Below are 18,675 nucleotides of genomic sequence, written 5' to 3'. Positions count from 1 at the left end.
CGGCAAGCGGTCAGGCGGCCAACGGTGTGTAGTCGGTGGTGCGCTGGCGCGCCGGTCGCCCGATGCCCTCGGCGATCGCGGTCAGCTCGGCGACCGTCTTGGCCGACCCGTGTTCCGAACCGGCCATGCGCGAGATGGTTTCCTCCATCAGCGTGCCGCCCAGGTCGTTGGCGCCGCCGTTGAGCATCACCTGCGTGCGCTCGACACCGAGCTTGACCCAGCTGGTCTGGATCTGGGAGATGCGGCCGTGCAACATGATTCGCGCCAGCGCGTGTACGGCTCGGTTGTCGCGATGGGTGGGTCCGGGCCGGGCCGCGCCGGCCAGATACAGCGGCGAACTCTGGTGCACGAACGGTAGCGGCACGAACTCGGTGAAACCGCCGGTGCGGTCCTGGATGTCGCGCAGCACGTTGAGATGGCCCACCCAGTGGCGCGGGCTGTCGACGTGGCCGTACATCATCGTCGATGACGACCGCAGCCCGACCTCGTGCGCGGTGGTGACGATCTCGATCCACATCGACGTCGGCAACTTGCCCTTGGTCAGCACCCAGCGCACCTCGTCGTCCAGGATTTCGGCGGCGGTGCCCGGGATGGTGTCCAGGCCCGCCTCGCGCAGGCTGGTCAGCCAGTCGCGAACGCTCAACCCGCTCTTGGTCACACCGTTGGCGATCTCCATCGGAGAGAACGCGTGCACGTGCATCGACGGCACCCGCGCCTTGACGGCCCGGACCAGGTCGGCGTAGCCGGTGACCGGCAGCTCGGGGTCGATGCCGCCCTGCATGCACACCTCGGTGGCGCCCTCGACGTGCGCCTCCCAGGCGCGGTCGGCGACCTCGTCGGTGGACAGCGAATACGCGTCGGCGTCGCCCTTGCGCTGCGCGAACGCGCAGAACCGGCAGCCGGTGTAGCAGATGTTGGTGAAGTTGATGTTGCGGTTGACCACGAACGTCACGTCGTCACCGACGGTGTCGCGGCGTAACGAATCCGCCAGTGCGGCAACCGCTTCCAGCGCGGGACCGTCGGCGGTGGCCAGTGACAGGTATTCGTTGTCGCTGCACCCGGCGGGGTCGCGTTCCGCGGAGCGCAGCGCGGCAAGCACGTCGGTGTCCAGGCGTTCTGGCGCTGTGGCGCCCTGCGCGGCCAGCTCGTGGACGTGCGCCCGGATCGATTCCCAGTCGCCGAACGCGCTGTCGATATCGCTGCGGGTTTCGGTGTTGCGGCCCTCGCTGTCGATCGCCGCGTTGAGGTCGACCCGGCCCACCGAACCGACGTCGTCGGGCTCCTGCCACGGCAACCCGACCGGGTTGACGTCACGGGCCAGGCCGGTCGCCGGGTCGGCCAGCGCCGCCACGTGTCCGGACACCCGCGGGTCGATCCAGGCCGCGCCGCCCTGCACGTATTTGGGTTGCGCGGTCAGCCGCTGGACCAGCTCGTAACCGGCTTCGGCGGTGACGGCGGCCAATTCGTCCAGGGCCGGCCACGGCCGCTCCGGGTTGACGTGGTCGGGCGTCAGCGGCGAGACACCGCCCCAGTCGTCGACTCCGGCGCCGACCAGCGCCAGGCACTCCTCGCGCGAGACCAGGTTCGGCGGCGCCTGGATACGCATCCCCGGGCCGAGCACCAGCCGCGCCACCGCCACCGTCGCCAGGTAATCCTCGATGCCGGCGTCGGGGACCGCGGCCATGGCGGTGTGTTCCTTGGCCCGGAAGTTCTGCACGATCACCTCTTGCACATGGCCGAACTCCTTGTGCGACTTGCGGATCGCGTGCAAGGTGTCGGCGCGTTCGGCGAGTGTCTCGCCGATGCCGACCAGCAGGCCGGTGGTGAACGGAATCGACAGCCGGCCCGCATCGGTCAAGGCGCGCAACCGGACCGCCGGATCTTTGTCCGGGCTGCCGTAGTGCGCAAGCCCTTTCGTCTCGAACAGCCGCCGCGAGGTCGTCTCGAGCATCATGCCCATCGACGGCGCCACCGGCTTGAGGCGGGCCATTTCCGACCAACTCATCACGCCGGGGTTCAAGTGCGGCAACAACCCGGTTTCCTCGAGCACCCGGATCGCCATCGCCCGCACGTAGGACAGCGTCGAATCGTAGCCCCGTTGACCGAGCCACTCACGCGCCTCCGGCCACCGATCCTCCGGCCGATCCCCCAGCGTGAATAGCGCTTCCTTGCAACCGAGTTCGCCGCCGCGGCGGGCGATGTCGAGGATCTCGTCGGGTTCGAGGTACATGCCGGCGCCCTGGGCGCGCAGCTTGCCGGGCACGGTGACGAAGGTGCAGTAATGACAGGTGTCGCGGCACAGATGGGTGACCGGGATAAAGACCTTGCGGGAGTACGTGATCGGCAGCCCGCCGCCGGGGCCGCGCCGTCCGGCCGACTCCAGGCCCGCGTCGCGCACCCGCGCCGCACTCGCGCACAGGTCGGCCAGATCCGCGCCGCGCGCGGTCATCGCGAGCGCCGCCTCGTCGACGTTGAGTGCAACGCCATCTCGGGCCCGCCGCAATACCCGTCGCAGCGCCGACGCGTCGGCCCTCGACGCACTGGCCTTCGCCGGAATCGGTGGATCAGGCAAAGCGGTAGGCTCCTCGCCCGGAGTCAACAGCACCTTGGTGTAACTTCCCCACGATCGATTTTCATCCGTGCGTCCCAACATGTGAATTCGTGACACCCATGGCGGGTCCCGTATGGGCAACAGTCAACAGTAGACCCACGCCCGTAGGCGCAAGCGGGCGACATCCCGGCCGAAATGTCCACTCGCCACAGGCCGAGATCAACCGCCGCGGCCGCGCCGCCACAGCACCCAGACCGGCGGCACGACGCCGAGCACCAACAGCAGCAGGGCCCCGTAGGCCATCAGGCCGCGACCACCCAGGATGACGTCGTCGGCCGGTCCGCCCATGCTGATCACCGCCACCGTCAGCAACCACGTCCACAGCGGCAGCGCCGCCAACCGGGGTGACCGGGTCCACCGCCCCGCGGCCCACACCAGGGCCGCGTTGACCAGCCCGGAAATCAATCCGCTGAGGGGAAACGGAACCGTCCCGATATAGAAAGGCAGCAGCAGGGCCCCGGCTAGTGCGGACAGAACCCCATCGACCGCCAGGAGGGACAGGACAACGAAACGGATCGCGGGGTCTGTGGCGCCGCCGTCCTCGACGGACGCGACGCGAGGCTGGGTGTCGGTCAGGTCGGAACGCTGTCGATGTTGGAGAGTATCGAGCCGATAACCCACTGCAGGCTGTCGAGCCGGTCCTGCCAGTGCTGCTGATTAGGGTCCAGGTCGGGGTCCATGCGAATTCCTTCCGTGGCTGCCTGTTTGGCAGCCTACCGCGTACGGGTCGCGGTCAGATCGAGCCCTGCGAGCAGATCCGTCTCCCAGCCACGCCCGTCGCGCTCCCCCGCGTCGCCGGCGGCCAGGACGTAGTGCTCCTCCCCCACGATCGGCAGGGCCACGTTGTTGGACAGGGCGCAGGCGCGACCGGTGGGCCCGACCACCACTTGGGTGGCGTGCGCCGCGAGCGCCGCCCGCTTGGCGGCCAGCGCATCCTCATCGGTCTCGACGACGGCGTCGATGTCGCCGTCGTCGTATCCGAACGTGAACTCCTCTTCGGACGGGAGCGACCACTCCGGCCGCAGATCCTCGGGCGTCAGCGCGGCCAGGCCGGCCTCGAACGCCCGGGTGGAAAAGACCGACCAGTAGAACTTCGGCACGGCCCACGGCTCGCCGGGAAACGTGGCAGCGCCGCCCGACGAGCCGGCCGCCGCTACGGCCGCCGTCGTCACCGTGTGCGCGTGCACGTGATCGGGATGGCCATAGCCGCCGGCCGGGTCGTAGGTGACGACGACGTGGGGGCGCTGCTCGCGGATCAGGGCCACCAGCGCGCCGACGGTCTCGCGCTCGTCGGCGTCGATGAATCGTTGCCGGTGCCGCGTGGGGGTGCCGCGCATGCCCGAATCGCGCCACCGGCCCGCGCCGCCGAGATAGCGGGGTCCACCGACCCCGAGCGCCCGCAACGCGGCGGTCAATTCGCCAATCCGGTAGCCGCCGAGCTGGTCGGCGCGATCGACGGCGAGTTCGGCCCACCGATCGCCGATCACCTCGCCCTCCTCGCCGAGCGTGCAGGTGACCACGCGGACGTCGGCGCCGCGGGCGGCGTAGTGGGCGATGGTGGCGCCGGTGCCGAGGCTTTCGTCGTCGGGATGTGCGTGGACGAACAGCAGCCGCGGCGTCTCAGGCATGGTCGGCACCCTACCGACAAGCAGCAGATAGGAACGCGCACGGCTACTATCAAGAAATGCCTCAGCTCACGGACGCAGACCGGACCGGCAGCCGGAGCCGCCGGCGAGGCGAGGTCCTCGAACGCGCCCTCTACGAGGCCACCCTGGCCGAACTGACCGAAGTCGGGTACGGGAGCCTGACCATGGAGGGGATCGCGGCGCGCGCCCACACCGGCAAGGCCGCGCTCTACCGGCGCTGGGACACCAAGTGCGAGCTGGTGCACGCCGCTTTGGTTTTCGCGCTGCCACCGGTGCCCGAGCTGCGGTCCGGCCGCTCGGCCCGGGAGAACCTGCTGGCGATGTTCACCGCCCAGCGTGACCTGCTGGCCGGAAAGACCGCCTTCCCCAGTTTGGACGTCATCCATCAGCTCCTGCACGAACCCGAGATGCGGGCCATCTTCGCCGATGCCGTGGTGCGCCCGCGCCTGCAAATCGTCGAATCGATCCTGCAGGCCGCCGTGGACGACGGCGACCTCGATCCGACGGCCATCACGCCGCTGACCGCCCGGATCGGCTCGGCGCTGATCAACCAGCACTTCCTGCTGAACGGGTCGCCGCCGAACCGGCGCGAGCTGGCCCTCATCGTCGACACCGTGATCCCGCCGCGGGCGTCGCGCCCGCCCGCCGACTGAGGGCGGTTACGGCCCGGTCTTGATCCACTGGCCGGCGTCGCCGACGATGCCGACCGGAACCGCTCCGGACAGGCTGACGTTCTGCACGCTCGGTCCGGCCGCGACGATCGTGGTGTCCTGCAGGATCGGCAGCACCGTGGACATGTTCCACAGCCGCGGTTCGACGGCGGTGATGACGTCGTTGATGCTCTTGGTGCCGTTGAGGGCGGCGTCGATGTTCGACTGGACGCTGCGATCGCAGATGCCGGTGAGGTTCGACGGCGCCTGCACCAGGGCGTTGGGATCCGCGGGGCGGCTGGGTGGGGGCGCCGACGTCGGTGTCGCGGTCGTGGTGCCTGGCCCGGTCGACGGCGGGGGCCCGGCGGGAGCGGACGAGACCGGCGTCGTCTCGCCGGTGGACGGGACCTGGGTCGATTGCAGCGCGGGACAGCCGTAGCGGGAGGCGAGCCGGGTGGCCAGGTTGCCGCCGGCCTGATGCCAGCCGACGATCGCGTCCACGCGGCCGTCGTTCAGCGCGTCGCGGTAGAGGGTGACGGGGTCCAGCGCCAGCACGGTCGCGGCGATGCCGACGTTGCGCAACTGGTCGGCGGCGGTGTTGGCGACCGCCACCGAGGTCGGGTCGTTGGCCGCCACCCCGATCGCCAGCGACAGCTGTTGGCCGTCCTTGCTGATCCGGCCGCGGATGACCTCGGGCGGCCCGGTGTTCGCCGGGGTCGGCGCGGGGGAAGCCGACGTGTTGGGTTCGACCCGGTATCCGGCCCCCTGCAGCAGGCTCAGCGCGGCCGCCGTCGTCATCGCCGGCGGCGCGGTCGGCTCGTAGCCGGGGTCGCTCGGCGCGCGGATCTGGGCCTGATCCAGCGTGACCGTGTTGTCGCTGCCCGCGCCGACGGCGGCGAGCAGGTCGACGTCGAGCAACCCCAGGATCGCCTTACGGACTTGCGTGTCAGACAGTTTGGGCTCGTTGGCCCGCAGCGTGAGCTGCATGACCCGCGGCGTCACGATCCGGGCCGTGCGGACGTCGGGAATGGCGGACAGCTGCGCGAAGGCCGCCGAGCCGCCATGGACCTGGGCCACCTGGGTGTCGCCGTTGCGCACGGAGTCGGCCAGGGCGGCGGGCGCCCCCGCGCGCCGGAAGAGGATGAGCGCGGGTTTGGCCGGCGGCCCCCAGTAACGGTCGTTGCGGGCGACCAGGATCTCGTCGCGCTGCGGGTCGATGCTCTCCACCCGGAACTGCCCGCCCGTGACCGGAAGGGCCCGGGCCAGCCCGGCCGCGAATCCGCCGGGCACGTCCTTGACGATGTGCGCCGGAAGGATGTTGCTGAACAACTCCTTCCACGCCGGATACGGCTGGGCGAAGGTCACCACCGCCTGCTTGCCGCCCTCCAGCGACTGCACGCCGGTGATGAGGTCATACCCGGCCGGGTCGACGACCCCGGGCTGGCTGACCATCTGGCGCCACAGGTACCAGAAGTCGTCGGCGGCAATCGGGGCGTTGTCGGTCCACTGCGCCTCCGGCCGGATCTTGTAGGTCACCGTGAACGGGTTCTGGCTGGTCACGTCGGCGGACACCAACAGCGTCGGGTCCATCTCCCAGCGCGAGCCCGTGGGCGCGGCGGTGTCCGGAACCGGCCGAAAGGCGCTGGGCAACACCAACGCGCTGATCGCCGCGTTCACCGGGGACAGGTCGGACAGCAGGTGCGGATTGAAGCCCGCGCCGATCGAGTCGATGCCCATGATGATCTCGCTGACCCGGGGCGGCGGCGGCACCGAGTTGTGCGGCGTGTCGGTGCTCTGCGGCGCCGGCGGCGGATTGACCGTGCACGCCGAAACCACCAGCCCGACCAACGAGACGAGGCCGCCGAGCACCATGATCAAGCGGCGGACGCGTCTCGGCACGCTGATCAGGGTAGCGAGCAGCCGCGCGGCGGCCCGGCCGACCACCGAAGGTCAGCTCCGGGCCTTGGCGCGCGACCGGCTGCGCGCTCGGGCGGTGGCGTCCAGCTCGACCTTGCGCACCCGCACGATCTCCGGGGTCACCTCGACGCATTCGTCTTGCGCGCAGAATTCCATGGCCTGTTCGAGGTCGAGCTCGAGCGGCTTGGCCAACGTCTCGATGACATCGGCGGTGGACGACCGCATGTTGGTCAGCTTCTTCTCGCGGGTGACGTTGATGTCGAGATCCTCTGCGCGCGGATTGATTCCGACGACCATGCCCTCGTAGGTGTCCTGGCCGGGCTCGACGAAGAACTGGCCCCGGTCGGCGAGCTGGATCATCGCGAACGGCGTGATGGTGCCCGCGCGGTCGGACACCAGCGACCCGGTGTGGCGGGCCCGGATCTCCCCCGCCCAGGGGCGGTACCCGTCGAACACGGCGTTGGCGATGCCGGTGCCGCGGGTCAGCGTGAGGAAGTCGGTGCGGAAGCCGATCAGCCCGCGGCTGGGCACGATGAAGTCCATCCGGACCCAGCCCGCCGCGTGGTTGGTCATCTCCTCCATGCGGCCCTTGCGGGCGGCCATCAGCTGGGTGATGGCGCCGACGAACTCGTCGGGGCAGTCGATCGTCATCGCCTCGAAGGGCTCGTGCAGCTTGCCGTCGATCGTGCGCGTCACCACCTGCGGCTTGCCGACCGTGAGTTCGAAGCCCTCCCGGCGCATCTGCTCGACCAGCACGGCCAGGGCGAGCTCGCCGCGGCCCTGCACCTCCCAGGCGTCGGGCCGGTCGATGTCGACGACGCGGATCGACACGTTGCCGACCAGCTCGGCGTCCAGCCGGCCGCGGACCATGCGCGCGGTCAGCTTGTGGCCGGAGACCTTGCCCGCCAGCGGCGAGGTGTTGGTGCCGATCGTCACCGAGATCGCGGGCTCGTCGACGGTGATGCGCGGCAGCGCGTGGGCGTGGTCGGGATCGGCCAGGGTGTCGCCGATCATGATCTCGGGAATCCCGGCCACCGCGACGATGTCGCCGGCGACGGCCTCGTCGGTGGCGCTGCGCTCGACGCCTTCGGTCGCCAGCAGCTCGGTGATCTTGGCGCTGGTGATGACGGGCAGCCCGTCGACCTCGCGCATCCAGGCGACCTGCTGGCCCTTGCGCAGCTTGCCGTTGTAGATGCGGATCAGGGCGAGCCGGCCGAGGAACGCCGACGCGTCGAGGTTGGTGACCAGCGCCTGCAGCGGGGCCTCGGGGTCGCCCGACGGCGCCGGGATGTGTTCCATCAGCACGTCGAAGAGCGGGTCGAGGTTCTCGCCGGCGGGCACCTCGCCGTCGGCGGGCTGCTCGGTGCTGGCGATGCCCGCGCGCCCCGACGCGTACAGCGTCGGCAGGCCCAGGGCGTGCTCGGCCGCCGCGGCGGCCTCGTCGTCCAGGTCCGACGCGACGTCGAGCAGCAGGTCGTGGCTGGCGTCGACGACCTCGGCGATGCGCGCGTCGGGCCGGTCGGTCTTGTTGACGACCAGGATCACCGGCAGGTGGGCGGCCAACGCCTTGCGCAGCACGAACCGCGTCTGCGGCAACGGGCCCTCGGACGCGTCGACGAGCAGCAACACCCCGTCCACCATAGACAGCCCGCGCTCGACTTCCCCGCCGAAATCGGCGTGGCCGGGGGTGTCGATCACGTTGATCACCGTGACGCTGCCGTCCGGGTGATGACGGTGTACCGCGGTGTTCTTGGCCAGGATGGTGATGCCCTTTTCCTTCTCGAGGTCACCGCTGTCCATGATGCGTTCCTGGGTGTCGTCACCGCGGTGGTGCAGCGCGCCCGACTGCCGCAGCATCGCGTCAACCAGGGTGGTCTTGCCGTGGTCGACGTGGGCGACGATGGCGACGTTGCGAAATGACACGTCGGAGATTGTGGCAGCGGGGGCCTTTCAAAGCGAACTGGCAGGTCGCCGGCCGGCGGCGTTTGAGTGTGCGTCAGCGGCGTTGAGTGTGCGCTTGCGGCGCGACGGATCGGCGTGTCGCCGGCGTGGCTTCACAACCAGCGCCGACGTTGCACACCGAACGGCGAGGCGGGGCCTGCGCGCGCCTTGGCCGTCGGCTACCAGCCCCGGCGGCGCGGCGCCGTGCCCACCAGTTGTTGGCCCTTGCCGGTCGCCTCGCGGCTGCGATAGACGATGTAGGGCCGGAACAGGTAGACGACCGGGGCACTGAACACGTGCACCAGCCGGGTGAACGGCCACAGCGTGAACAGCACCATGCCGATCAACGCGTGCAGCTGGTAGTCCAGCGGCGCGTTGATCATCACCTCGCCGTGCGGCTGCAGTATCCAGATCCGGCGGAACCACAAACCGACCGTGTAGCGGTAGTGGAATTCGCCGCCGTGCGGGCCGGTGCCGATCAGGTCGCAGTACAGGCCCACCACGATCGCCAGCACCAGCACCAGATACATCACCTTGTCGCTGCGGGTGGTGGCCATGGACACGGCGGGGCGGGTGAACCGCCGGTAGACGAGTAGCCCGATCCCGACGAGCGTCGCGACGCCGGCGATCGAGCCGGCGATGACCGCCTGCATGTGGTAGACGTGGTCGCTCATCTTCATCAGCTGCGTGACCTTCGGCGGGATGAACAGCCCCACCACGTGTCCGGCGAAGACCGCCAGGATGCCGAAATGGAAGATGGGGCTGGCGATGCTGAGCAGTCGCGACTCGTAGATCTGCGAGGACCGTGAGGTCCAGCCGAACTTGTCGTAGCGGTAGCGCCACCAGGTCCCGACGATCAGGACCGACAGCGTGACGTACGGGGCGATATCCCAGAACAGGACGTTGCTAAACACCTGGCGTTCCTTTGCGGGGTGGCACGGTCAAGGTAAACGGTTGCAGCCCAACGGCTTCGGCGGGCGGGCCGGCCTGCGCCAGTCGCTCGGCGCGGCGCACCTCCTGATCGGTGGCCGCCGGCAGGGTCTCGCAGATCGCCGCCACGACCGGCTCGTACGGTGACTCGGCGTCGGCCAGGGCGCCGCGCAGCACGTCGATCGGCACGCGGTGCTGGGTCAGCAGCCGCCGTCCGGCCTCCGGGTCGACGGTGGCGGCGAATTCGAGCACCACGGCCAGATGATCGGGCGCCTCGCCGCTCGGTGGCTGCGCACCCGCCTCGCGGTAGGCGGTGGCGAACGCCAGCATCTCCCGTCCGCGGTTGCGGGTGTCCCCCGCGGTCCAGTACGTCAGATACATGGTGGCGCGCCGGCGCATATCGAACGTCGCGACGTAGTCCATCGCCGCGGCCATCGGCTCACGGGCACGCAGCGCCGCGACCGTCTGCCCGAGGAGCGTCGCCGCGGGACCGCTGATGTGGCCGAGGATTTCGTCGACGGCGTCCAGGCGTTCGGTGAACCCGTCGTCCGGATAGGCCAGCAGCAGCGACGCCGCCTGCCACACCAGGCGGTCCTGCATCGCCCGGCCGGTGGAACGCTCCCGGAGCGCGGACAGCAACCTCACCGCTTCTGCTCCTCGGGGAACATTCCCGCGGGCACCTGGCCGCCGTCCCAATTGAGCAGGTTCACCCGCGGCCGGGCGTGAGCGGGTTCTGCTTCCGCGGAGCCGCCGCGCTGGAGCGCGTGGAAGGTTTCCACCGACACCGGTATCGGTTCGGATTCGTACATGCCCGGGCCGCCCTCGCCCGTCAACGAACAGCCCATCTCCTCGAGCTCGCGGGCCTGCGGGGCGAACGCCGTCGGAATCACGTAGCGCTCTTCGTATTTCGCGATGGCGAGCAGCCGGTACATCTCGTAGATCTGCTCTTCGGTCATGCCGACCGAATGCGGGATGTGCGGCTGGGTGTCGCGGCCGAGGTTGATGTCGCGCATGTAGGAGCGCATCGCCGCCAGCCGCCGCAGCACCCCTTCCACGACGGCGGTGTCGCCGGCGGTGAACAGTTCGGCGAGATATTGCATCGGGATGCGCAGCGCGTCCAGCGCGCCGAACAGGTTGCCGATGTCCTCCCCGTCGTGCCCGTCACGGCTGACCGCGTCGACCACCGGCGACAGCGGCGGGATGTACCAAACCATCGGCATGGTGCGGTATTCCGGGTGCAGCGGCAACGCCACCTGGTAGGTGTGGATCAGCGCGTAGATCGGGGAACGCTGCGCGGCCTCGATCCACTCGTCGGGGATGCCCTCGGCCCGGGCACCGGCGATGACGTTCGGATCGTTAGGGTCCAGCAGGATCTCGCACTGCGCCCGATAGAGATCGGTGTCTTTTTCCACCGACGCCGCTTCCAGCACCCGGTCGGCGTCGTAGAGCACCACCCCGAGGTAGCGCAGCCGGCCCACGCAGGTCTCCGAGCAGATCGTCGGCAGGCCGACCTCCATGCGCGGATAGCACAGCGTGCACTTCTCGGCTTTGCCCGTCTTGTGGTTGAAATAGACCTTCTTGTAAGGACATCCGGACACGCACATCCGCCAGCCGCGGCAGCGGTCCTGGTCCACCAGCACGATGCCGTCCTCGCTGCGCTTGTACATCGCGCCCGACGGGCACGACGCCACACAGGAGGGGTTGAGGCAGTGCTCGCAGATCCGGGGCAGGTAGAACATGAAGGTCTCTTCGAGCTTGAGCTTGATCTCCTCGTTGACCTTCTTCAGGATCGGGTCCCCGGCCAGGATCTCCGACGAGCCGGCCAGGTTGTCATCCCAGTTCGGCCCCCACGAAACCTTCATCGGCTCACCGCTGATCGCGCTTCGGGGCGCGGCGGTCGGGAACGTGTCACCCGCGGGAGCCGTGGTCAGGTTCTCGTAGTCGTAGGTCCACGGTTCGTAGTAGTCGCCGATGACGGGCAGCTTCGGGTTGGCGAAGATGCGCAGCAGCTTCTGGATGCGGCCGCCGTCGCGCAGCCGCAGCCGGCCCTTCTTGTCGCGAATCCAGCCGCCCCGCCAGCGCTCCTGGTCCTCGTAGGTGCGCGGATAGCCTTGGCCGGGACGGGTTTCGACGTTGTTGAACCACACGTATTCGGTGCCGGACCGGTTGGTCCACGCCTGCTTGCAGGTCACCGAGCAGGTGTGGCAACCGATGCACTTGTCGAGGTTCATCACCATCGCCAACTGCGCCATGACCTTCATCAGATGTCTCGCTTCGCTCGGGCTATCAATACGCCACCTCCTGGCTGCGGCGCCGCACGACGGTCACCTCGTCGCGCTGGTTGCCGGTCGGTCCCAGGTAGTTGAACGCGAAGGCGTGCTGGCCGTAGCCGCCGGCCAGGTGGCTGGGCTTGATCCGCACCCGGGTGAGCGCGTTGTGGTTGCCGCCCCGCTTGTTGTTGGTTTCGGTGCGCGGGGTGTCGACGGTGCGCTCCTGGACGTGGTAGACGTACACCACCCCGTCGGGCATCCGGTGCGAGACGATCGCCCGGCACACGTAGATGCCGTTGACGTTCACCGCCTCGACCCAATCGTTATCGCGCACTTGGATTTTCGCTGCGTCGCCGGGGCTCATCCACATTGTCGGGCCGCCGCGGGACAACGAGAGCATGTAGAGGTTGTCCTGGTAGGTGGAGTGGAAGGACCACTTCGAGTGCGGCGTCAGGTATCGCACCGTGAGCCCGATTCCGTCCTCGGTCGGCCCGAGTGTCGGTGCGCCGAACAAGCGCGCCATGTCCAGCGGCGGGCGGAAGACCGGCAGGTGCTCGCCGAGTTCCTCGACCCAGTCGTGGGCGAGATAGAAATGCATCCGCCCGGTCAGGGTGTGGAACGGCTTGAGGTTTTCGATGTTGATGGTGAACGGTGCGTAGCGGCGACCGCCCGTTTCGCTGCCCGACCATTCCGGGCTGGTGACCACGGGCACGGGCCGCGCCTGGGTGTCGGCGTAACTGATGCGCTTGTCCTCGCTGCCCTCGGCCAGGTGCACCAGCCGCTGTCCCGTGCGCTTTTCCAGCTCGTGGAAACCCTCGACCGCCAGGCGCCCGTTGGTCGTCCCCGACAGCAGCAGCAGCACGTCGGCCATCCGGGCGGCGGTGGTCACGGCCGGACGGCCCGCTGCCACACCGGATTTGAGCACCCCGAACTTGGCGGCGAGCTCCTCGACCTCCCGGAACGGGTGCACGGTGATGCCCTTGGTAGTCAGCCCGAACTTGTCGACCAGCGGACCCAGCGTCAGCCACTTGTCGTAGATGGCACCGTAGTCACGTTCCACCACGGTGAGCTTGCCCATGGTGCGGCCCGGCACCGGCGTCGCACCGGTGTGCAGCCAGTCGGATTCGGTGCCATCGGGATAGGCCATCGCGTCGGGTGTGTCGTGCTGCAGCGCGCTGAGCACCACGTCGGTGCGGGTGCCCAGATGCTCCTTGGCCATGGCGCTGAACGCGCGGGCGATGGCGCCGAAAGCGTCGAAGTCCGAACGTGTTTCCCAGGGCGGGTCGGTCGCGGCGCTGAACGCGTGCACGTAGGGGTGCATGTCGGTGCTGGAGATGTCGGACTTTTCGTACCAGGTCGCCGCCGGCAGCACGACATCCGAAACCAGGGTCGTCGACGTCATCCGGAAGTCGATCGACATCATCAGGTCGAGCTTGCCCTCGGGGATGTCCCCCTCGCACGTCACGTCGACGGGCCGCGCCCCGTCCTCGGGCGGCAGCGCCGATGCGTTGGAGTCGGTTCCCAGCAGGTGGCGCAGGAAGTATTCGCCCCCCTTGCCCGACGACCCGATCAGGTTGGCGCGCCACACGGTGAGCACCCGGGGCCAGTTGACGGGGTTGTCGGGATCGGTCACCGCGAGTTTGAGTTCGCGCTGGCCGAGCTGCTCGGCGACGTAGTCGGCGACGTCGCGACCCGCGGCGCGCGCCTCGTCGGCGACGTCCAGACTGGACCGGTCGAACTGCGGGTAGTACGGGCTCCATCCCATGGCCACCGACGACGCCAGCAGGTCCATGGTGTGCTTGCCCGCGAAGCGGCCCCGGCCCACCGGGCTGGACAGCTTGTCCGCGCCGTAACCGTCATAGCGCCATTGGTCGGTGTGCGCGTACCAGTACGAGGCGCCGGGCACCTGGCGCGGCGGGCGCACCCAGTCGGTGGCCATCGCCATCGTGTGGAATCCGGTGAGCGGGCGCACTTTTTCCTGGCCCACATAATGGGCCCAGCCGCCCCCGTTGCGGCCCATCGACCCGGTCAGCATCAGCAGCGCCAGCACCGCGCGGTAGATCGCGTCGGCGTGGAACCAGTGGCAGATGCCCCCGCCCATGATGATCATGGAGCGGCCGCCGGATTCCTCGGCGCTGTGGGCGAATTCCCGCGCGACGCGGATGGCTTGGGCGGCCGACACACCGGTGATCGCTTCCTGCCATGCCGGGGTGTTCTGCTGCGTCGCGTCGTCATAGCCGGTGGGCCATTCGCCGGGCAACCCCGCGCGGGCGACGCCATACTGCGCGAGCATCAGGTCGAAGACGGTGCACACCATGTGCTTGCCGATGCGGCGCACCGGGACGCCGCGCGCCACGGTGGTGCCCTCGCCGTCGACGGTGTCGAAGCTGGGCATGTGCACCAGCGCGGTGCTGCCCTCCCCGTTGGAGCGGTGCGCGTCGCGCACGCTGAGCGCCGGCACCAGGTCACCGAGGTCCAGGTTCCACTTGCCGACACCGGATTCGCCGTACCGAAATCCCAGCGAACCGTGTGGCACCACAACGGAATTGGTCGTTTCGTCCAGCACCGCGGGCTTGAGTGCCGCGTTCTCAACCGCCTCGCCCAGGTCCGCCGCCGTCAGGTTCTTGCCCGGCACCAGCATGTCGCCGCGTTCTTCCAGCTTGATCAGGAACGGCAGATCGGTGTAGCGACGCGAATAGTCGACGAAGAACGGAACCTGCTTTTGCACATAGCATTCCGAGAGAATGACGTGCCCCATCGCCATGGCCAGCGCCCCGTCGGTGCCGGCCGCGCACGGCATCCACTCGTCGGCGAACTTGGTGTTGTCGGCGTAGTCGGGGCTGACGGTGACGACCTTGGTGCCGCGGTAACGCGCCTCGGCCATCCAGTGCGCGTCGGGGGTCCGGGTGATCGGCACGTTGGAGCCCCACATCATCAAATACGCTGCGTCCCACCAATCTCCGGATTCGGGGACGTCGGTCTGGTCGCCGAACACCTGCGGTGAGGCCACCGGGAGGTCGGCGTACCAGTCGTAGAACGACGTCATGGGAGCGCCGATCAGCTCGAAGAATCGCGAGCCGGCGGCATACGACACCATCGACATCGCCGGGATCGGGGAAAATCCGGCGACCCGATCCGGGCCGTAGGTCTTGATGGTGTGCACGTGGGCGGCGGCGATCAGCTCGGTGGCCTCGGCCCAGGTGACGCGGACCAGTCCGCCCTTTCCGCGCGCCCGCTGATAGCGCCGGCGGCGTTCGGGGTCGGCCTGGATGTCGGCCCACGCCAGCACGGGATCACCCAGGCGCGCCTTGGCCTCCCGGTACATCTCGACCAGCACGCCGCGGGCGTAGGGATAGCGCACCCGGGTGGGCGAGTAGCTGTACCAGGAGAACGACGCACCGCGGGGGCAACCGCGCGGCTCGTACTCGGGGCGGTCCGGACCCACCGACGGATAGTCGGTCTGCTGGGTTTCCCAGGTGATGATCCCGTCTTTGACGTAGATCTTCCAGGAGCAGGACCCGGTGCAGTTCACGCCGTGCGTGGAGCGAACCACCTTGTCGTGGCTCCACCGGTCGCGGTAGAACACGTCGGCCTCGCGGCCGCCCCGCCGCGTCACGGTGCGCAGGTCGGCCGAGATCTCGCCCGGCGTGAAGAACCGCCCGCTGCGCTCCAAGAGCTCTTCGAGCACTCCACCAATGTGCGGTGTGGCAGTCAAGAAGTACTCCTCCTCGTCGGTAGCGTCGCGCCGCGTAGCCCGGCCCTGTGCGTGGCCCCAGTTGAGTTGTGTTCGGCGATCAGCCCCGTGAGCCGCCCGTCCGCACCAGCTCGGATCGGCTCAGCCATCGACATTTCGGGCCCGCGGGCTGGGCGGCGATACCGCACCAGCATAGGTCGATGTGCGCGGGGCGATCACCTTCGCCGCGCGCGCTGAGTCTGCGAGAAACAGGGTCATGAGCATCGGTTTTCGCGCACGCGAAGGCCTCCCGGTCGGGCACCGAGCCGGGACGGCAAAGGTCTGGACAGCCATCTGGCTAGTTATCGGCACGCACATCCAGGGCAGATTCGTGTGGCGTTATTACAAGTCATTTTGTTGCCTTCAGTTCACTGTGGCGACCTGCAACGCGGCTGTACATCAGCTGCGGGAAGTCTGTGGACTTGTTGCCAGGGCCGTTCACAGGGCGCCGGCCAGGGCCGGAAGCCAGCCCCGGTCGGCCGGCACCCAGTCGAGATCGTGCAGCTCAGCGGCGGTGATCCAGCGCAGGGCCCGGTGCTCACGCGCGTCCGGACGGCCGCCGAGCAAATGCACCCGGTAGGCGCGCAGTGTGATCCCGCCGTCCACCGCGATGTCCGCGCCGAGCCGCTCGCCCACCGCGACGTCGCCCGCCGCCAAGCCGAGCTCCTCGGCCAGCTCGCGGGCCAGCGCGTCGCGCTCGGTCTCACCGGGCGCGACCTTGCCCCCGGGCAGCTCCCAGCGCCCGGCCAGCTCCGGCGGGCGTACCCGCTGTGCCACCAAGACGCGCGCGTCGCGGATGAGGGCGCCCGCGACGACGATCTGGGTCGGCATGGCCAGTGACGGTATACCGTCGCGTCCTGGCTGTGTTATCGCGCGGCCACCACGGCGGGCACCGAGGTTGGCGCACTCATTCCCGGCGCGCTGTGAAGGCCGGCGTTGTCTGGGTATGCACTAGGTCGGCCGATCGCACTCAGTGAGGAGAAGCGCCATGCCCAACGTGTTCATCGAACCGCGACCAAAGGGCCGCGACGGAGACCCGATCACGCACTACGTCGTCGAGGACCACGGCGACAGCGAGCTCCACCAGAGCCAAACCCAGCAGGAGGCCATCGACTGGGCGAAGCAGCAGGGCCATTCACCCCTCGTCGCCCGCGTCCGCCATCTCAGCGACAAACAGAAGCCCGACCAGTGGCGGGGAGTCTAGGTCCTGACGTCCCGGATCTCCGTAACATTCTCGGTAGCAAGGATTTTGGACAACAGAACGGTGACGAGTCATGGCTGTGTTAACGGATGAGCAAGTAGACGCCGCATTGCCCGATCTGGACGGATGGGAGCGTGCCGACGGCGCCCTGCGCCGCTCGATCAAATTCGGAAGCTTCCTGGCCGGCATCGATGCGGTGCGCCGCGTCGCCGAGCACGCGGAAAGCAAGGACCACCACCCGGACATCGATATTCGCTGGCGGACAGTGACTTTCGCTCTCGTCACCCACTCCGAGGGTGGCATCACCCAAAACGATGTCGACATGGCCCGCGACATCAACGGGATCGTCGACAGCTAGCCGGCGGGCCGTACCCCGGGCGCGGCGTCTCGGCCGCGGTTGCCGGTGGCCGCGATCCAGATCAGCGTCGCCACCGCCGCCACGGTGTAGATCAGCCCGGCCCAGGCCAGATACCACGGGCGGCCGATCTGCCAGATGGTCGGTTGAGCGAAGCTCAGCAACCACGGCACGCCGATCAGGGTGAGCGCCAACCACCCCCAGCCGGCGATTCGCGCCCCGCGCAGCGTGCGCCCCGCGCCGTGGATCGCCCAGATCATCAACGGCAACAGCCACACCCAGTGGTGGGTCCAGGAGATCGGCGACAGCAGCAGCCCGAACAGTTCGACCACGATCAGCCTGCCCAGCTGATCGGCGGCGTCCAGCGCGCGCCAGGCCAGGACGGCCAGCACCGCGGTGACGACGAGCGCGACCACCAGCGGCGGCCCGAATCCGACGTCGTGGCCCAGGATCCGTGAGATGGCGCCGCGCCACGATTGATTGAACGAGGTGGCGATGGGACCCACCCGGTGAGCGTCGCCCAGTAGTTCGGTGAAGTAGTAGCGGGTCTGGTCGCCGACGACCACGACCGAAATCCCAACGGTGGCAACGAAAACGACCGCCGAGAACACCGCCGCGCCCCACCGCCGGGCGCCGGCCAGATAGACCCCGGAGATGGCGGGGGTCAACTTGATTCCGGCGGCCGCTCCGACCAACAATCCCGACAGCCACCATCGCGTGGTGTAGACCGCCCACAGCACCGCGGTCATGAGCAGAACATTGACCTGGCCGTAGTCGAATGTGCTGCGCAGCGGCTCAATCCAGATCGTGATCGCCGTCCACGCCATCGCCAGTCGGTGGCCGCGGGGACCGGCTGGCGTGGCCGTCAGGCGCTGGCTGATCCGGATCGCGCCGTACAGGGCGGCCATGGTCGCGATCTGCCACAGGAATGCGACGAGCCCGAACGGCAGCAGGTGCAGCGGATAGAAGACGACGGCCGCGAAGGGTGGGTAGGTGAACGGCAGCGGGAAGTCCGGTGTCTGGTCGGCGTAGACGTAGCCGTACAGGGTGCCGGGATGGTCGATCGCGGCGGCTCCGCCGAGGTAGACGTGCAGGTCGACGAAGTTCGCGCCGTTGGGGGCCAGGTACGTCCAGGCCAGCCGCGCCGCGACGCTCGCGATGAGCAGGATCGGCGCGGCCACGACAAGGCGATTCGCCAACCGCTGGGTGATGGGCGCCGCCCGGGCGGCCGAGATGGTGTCTATCCGCCCGACTCTAGCGATCGGACCATGCGGCGCTGCCCCCTCGGTCCCCGAGATCCATGCACATCTATGCAGTGCGCGCCATTTCGCGCGTTCGGTCACCGCTCCCACTCGTATCCGTAACGAATAAATAAATGCCACACGTGTCACTTGAGTCCCATCTGCATCAAAGTAGCTTCA

The 18,675-nt window shown here is 68.9% G+C and carries 14 protein-coding genes; 3 read left to right on the top strand and 11 right to left on the bottom strand.

Translation table 11 applies throughout. From position 1 onward, the window contains the following. Nucleotides 1-10 precede the first annotated feature (10 nt). The 3 genes from W7S_RS05985 to mshB form a co-directional block, all read right to left on the bottom strand. Entirely contained in the window at nt 11-2,653 is a 2,643-nt protein-coding gene (locus W7S_RS05985; protein ID WP_014384042.1) for a bifunctional FO biosynthesis protein CofGH, read from the bottom strand. Between the two features lie 117 nt (nt 2,654-2,770). Next, a complete protein-coding gene (locus W7S_RS05980) occupies nt 2,771-3,232 on the bottom strand; it encodes a hypothetical protein (protein ID WP_008254516.1) in 462 nt (153 codons plus the stop codon). A gap of 92 nt (nt 3,233-3,324) precedes the next feature. Continuing rightward, entirely contained in the window at nt 3,325-4,239 is a 915-nt protein-coding gene (gene mshB, locus W7S_RS05975; RefSeq protein ID WP_008254515.1) for an N-acetyl-1-D-myo-inositol-2-amino-2-deoxy-alpha-D-glucopyranoside deacetylase, read from the bottom strand. Between the two features lie 56 nt (nt 4,240-4,295). Between mshB and W7S_RS05970 the strand changes: the two genes are divergently transcribed. Then, on the top strand, nt 4,296-4,910 hold the full coding sequence (locus W7S_RS05970; RefSeq protein ID WP_008254512.1) for a TetR/AcrR family transcriptional regulator: 615 nt from the start codon (nt 4,296-4,298) through the stop codon (nt 4,908-4,910). A gap of 6 nt (nt 4,911-4,916) precedes the next feature. On the opposite strand, the gene W7S_RS05965 is transcribed toward W7S_RS05970, so the two are convergent. The 7 genes from W7S_RS05965 to W7S_RS05935 all read right to left on the bottom strand — a co-directional run bounded on the left by W7S_RS05965 (nt 4,917) and on the right by W7S_RS05935 (nt 16,529). Next, the gene (locus tag W7S_RS05965) at nt 4,917-6,812 is read right to left on the bottom strand and encodes an ABC transporter family substrate-binding protein (protein ID WP_162143689.1); all 1,896 of its coding nucleotides are present in this window, start codon (nt 6,810-6,812) and stop codon (nt 4,917-4,919) included. A 45-nt stretch (nt 6,813-6,857) separates the two neighbouring features. Next, nucleotides 6,858-8,747 carry a translational GTPase TypA gene (gene typA / locus W7S_RS05960; RefSeq protein ID WP_008254509.1) on the bottom strand — a complete coding sequence of 630 codons (1,890 nt, stop codon included), beginning with the start codon at nt 8,745-8,747 and terminating at the stop codon, nt 6,858-6,860. Nucleotides 8,748-8,944: 197 nt separating this feature from the next. Beyond that, nucleotides 8,945-9,679, bottom strand: coding sequence for a respiratory nitrate reductase subunit gamma (narI, locus tag W7S_RS05955; RefSeq protein ID WP_008254506.1), 735 nt, complete (start codon nt 9,677-9,679; stop codon nt 8,945-8,947). Beyond that, entirely contained in the window at nt 9,672-10,340 is a 669-nt protein-coding gene (gene narJ, locus W7S_RS05950; RefSeq protein ID WP_008254504.1) for a nitrate reductase molybdenum cofactor assembly chaperone, read from the bottom strand. Before narJ ends, narI begins: the two co-directional genes overlap by 8 nt. Further along, the gene (gene narH, locus W7S_RS05945) at nt 10,337-11,956 is read right to left on the bottom strand and encodes a nitrate reductase subunit beta (protein WP_008254502.1); all 1,620 of its coding nucleotides are present in this window, start codon (nt 11,954-11,956) and stop codon (nt 10,337-10,339) included. Before narH ends, narJ begins: the two co-directional genes overlap by 4 nt. A gap of 25 nt (nt 11,957-11,981) precedes the next feature. Then, entirely contained in the window at nt 11,982-15,680 is a 3,699-nt protein-coding gene (locus tag W7S_RS05940; protein WP_014711059.1) for a nitrate reductase subunit alpha, read from the bottom strand. Nucleotides 15,681-16,136: 456 nt separating this feature from the next. Beyond that, a complete protein-coding gene (locus W7S_RS05935; RefSeq protein ID WP_008254498.1) occupies nt 16,137-16,529 on the bottom strand; it encodes a (deoxy)nucleoside triphosphate pyrophosphohydrolase in 393 nt (130 codons plus the stop codon). Nucleotides 16,530-16,686: 157 nt separating this feature from the next. On the opposite strand from W7S_RS05935, the gene W7S_RS05930 reads away from it, so the two are divergent. Both W7S_RS05930 and W7S_RS05925 read left to right on the top strand, forming a co-directional pair. Then, nucleotides 16,687-16,902, top strand: coding sequence for a hypothetical protein (locus W7S_RS05930; RefSeq protein WP_008254496.1), 216 nt, complete (start codon nt 16,687-16,689; stop codon nt 16,900-16,902). A 70-nt stretch (nt 16,903-16,972) separates the two neighbouring features. After that, nucleotides 16,973-17,257: a 4a-hydroxytetrahydrobiopterin dehydratase gene (locus W7S_RS05925; RefSeq protein ID WP_008254493.1), complete on the top strand. Its 285-nt coding sequence runs from the start codon at nt 16,973-16,975 to the stop codon at nt 17,255-17,257. Here W7S_RS05925 and W7S_RS05920 read toward each other — a convergent pair. Further along, on the bottom strand, nt 17,254-18,552 hold the full coding sequence (locus W7S_RS05920; protein ID WP_036429156.1) for a mannosyltransferase: 1,299 nt from the start codon (nt 18,550-18,552) through the stop codon (nt 17,254-17,256). The two genes, W7S_RS05925 and W7S_RS05920, sit on opposite strands and share 4 nt — an antisense overlap. Nucleotides 18,553-18,675 lie beyond the last annotated feature (123 nt).

Source organism: Mycobacterium sp. MOTT36Y (assembly GCF_000262165.1).
In the GTDB taxonomy this organism is placed as follows: domain Bacteria; phylum Actinomycetota; class Actinomycetes; order Mycobacteriales; family Mycobacteriaceae; genus Mycobacterium; species Mycobacterium intracellulare.
Note: the sequence above shows the minus strand (reverse complement) of the source record. Positions and strands in the feature narration are given on the sequence as shown.

Coding starts and splice junctions, on each gene's coding strand:
- W7S_RS05985 (WP_014384042.1), bottom strand. CDS start 2,653: ATGTTGGGACGCACGGATGAAAATCGATCGTGGGGAAGTTACACCAAG.
- mshB (WP_008254515.1), bottom strand. CDS start 4,239: ATGCCTGAGACGCCGCGGCTGCTGTTCGTCCACGCACATCCCGACGAC.
- W7S_RS05970 (WP_008254512.1), top strand. CDS start 4,296: ATGCCTCAGCTCACGGACGCAGACCGGACCGGCAGCCGGAGCCGCCGG.
- narH (WP_008254502.1), bottom strand. CDS start 11,956: ATGAAGGTCATGGCGCAGTTGGCGATGGTGATGAACCTCGACAAGTGC.
- W7S_RS05935 (WP_008254498.1), bottom strand. CDS start 16,529: ATGCCGACCCAGATCGTCGTCGCGGGCGCCCTCATCCGCGACGCGCGC.
- W7S_RS05930 (WP_008254496.1), top strand. CDS start 16,687: ATGCCCAACGTGTTCATCGAACCGCGACCAAAGGGCCGCGACGGAGAC.
- W7S_RS05925 (WP_008254493.1), top strand. CDS start 16,973: ATGGCTGTGTTAACGGATGAGCAAGTAGACGCCGCATTGCCCGATCTG.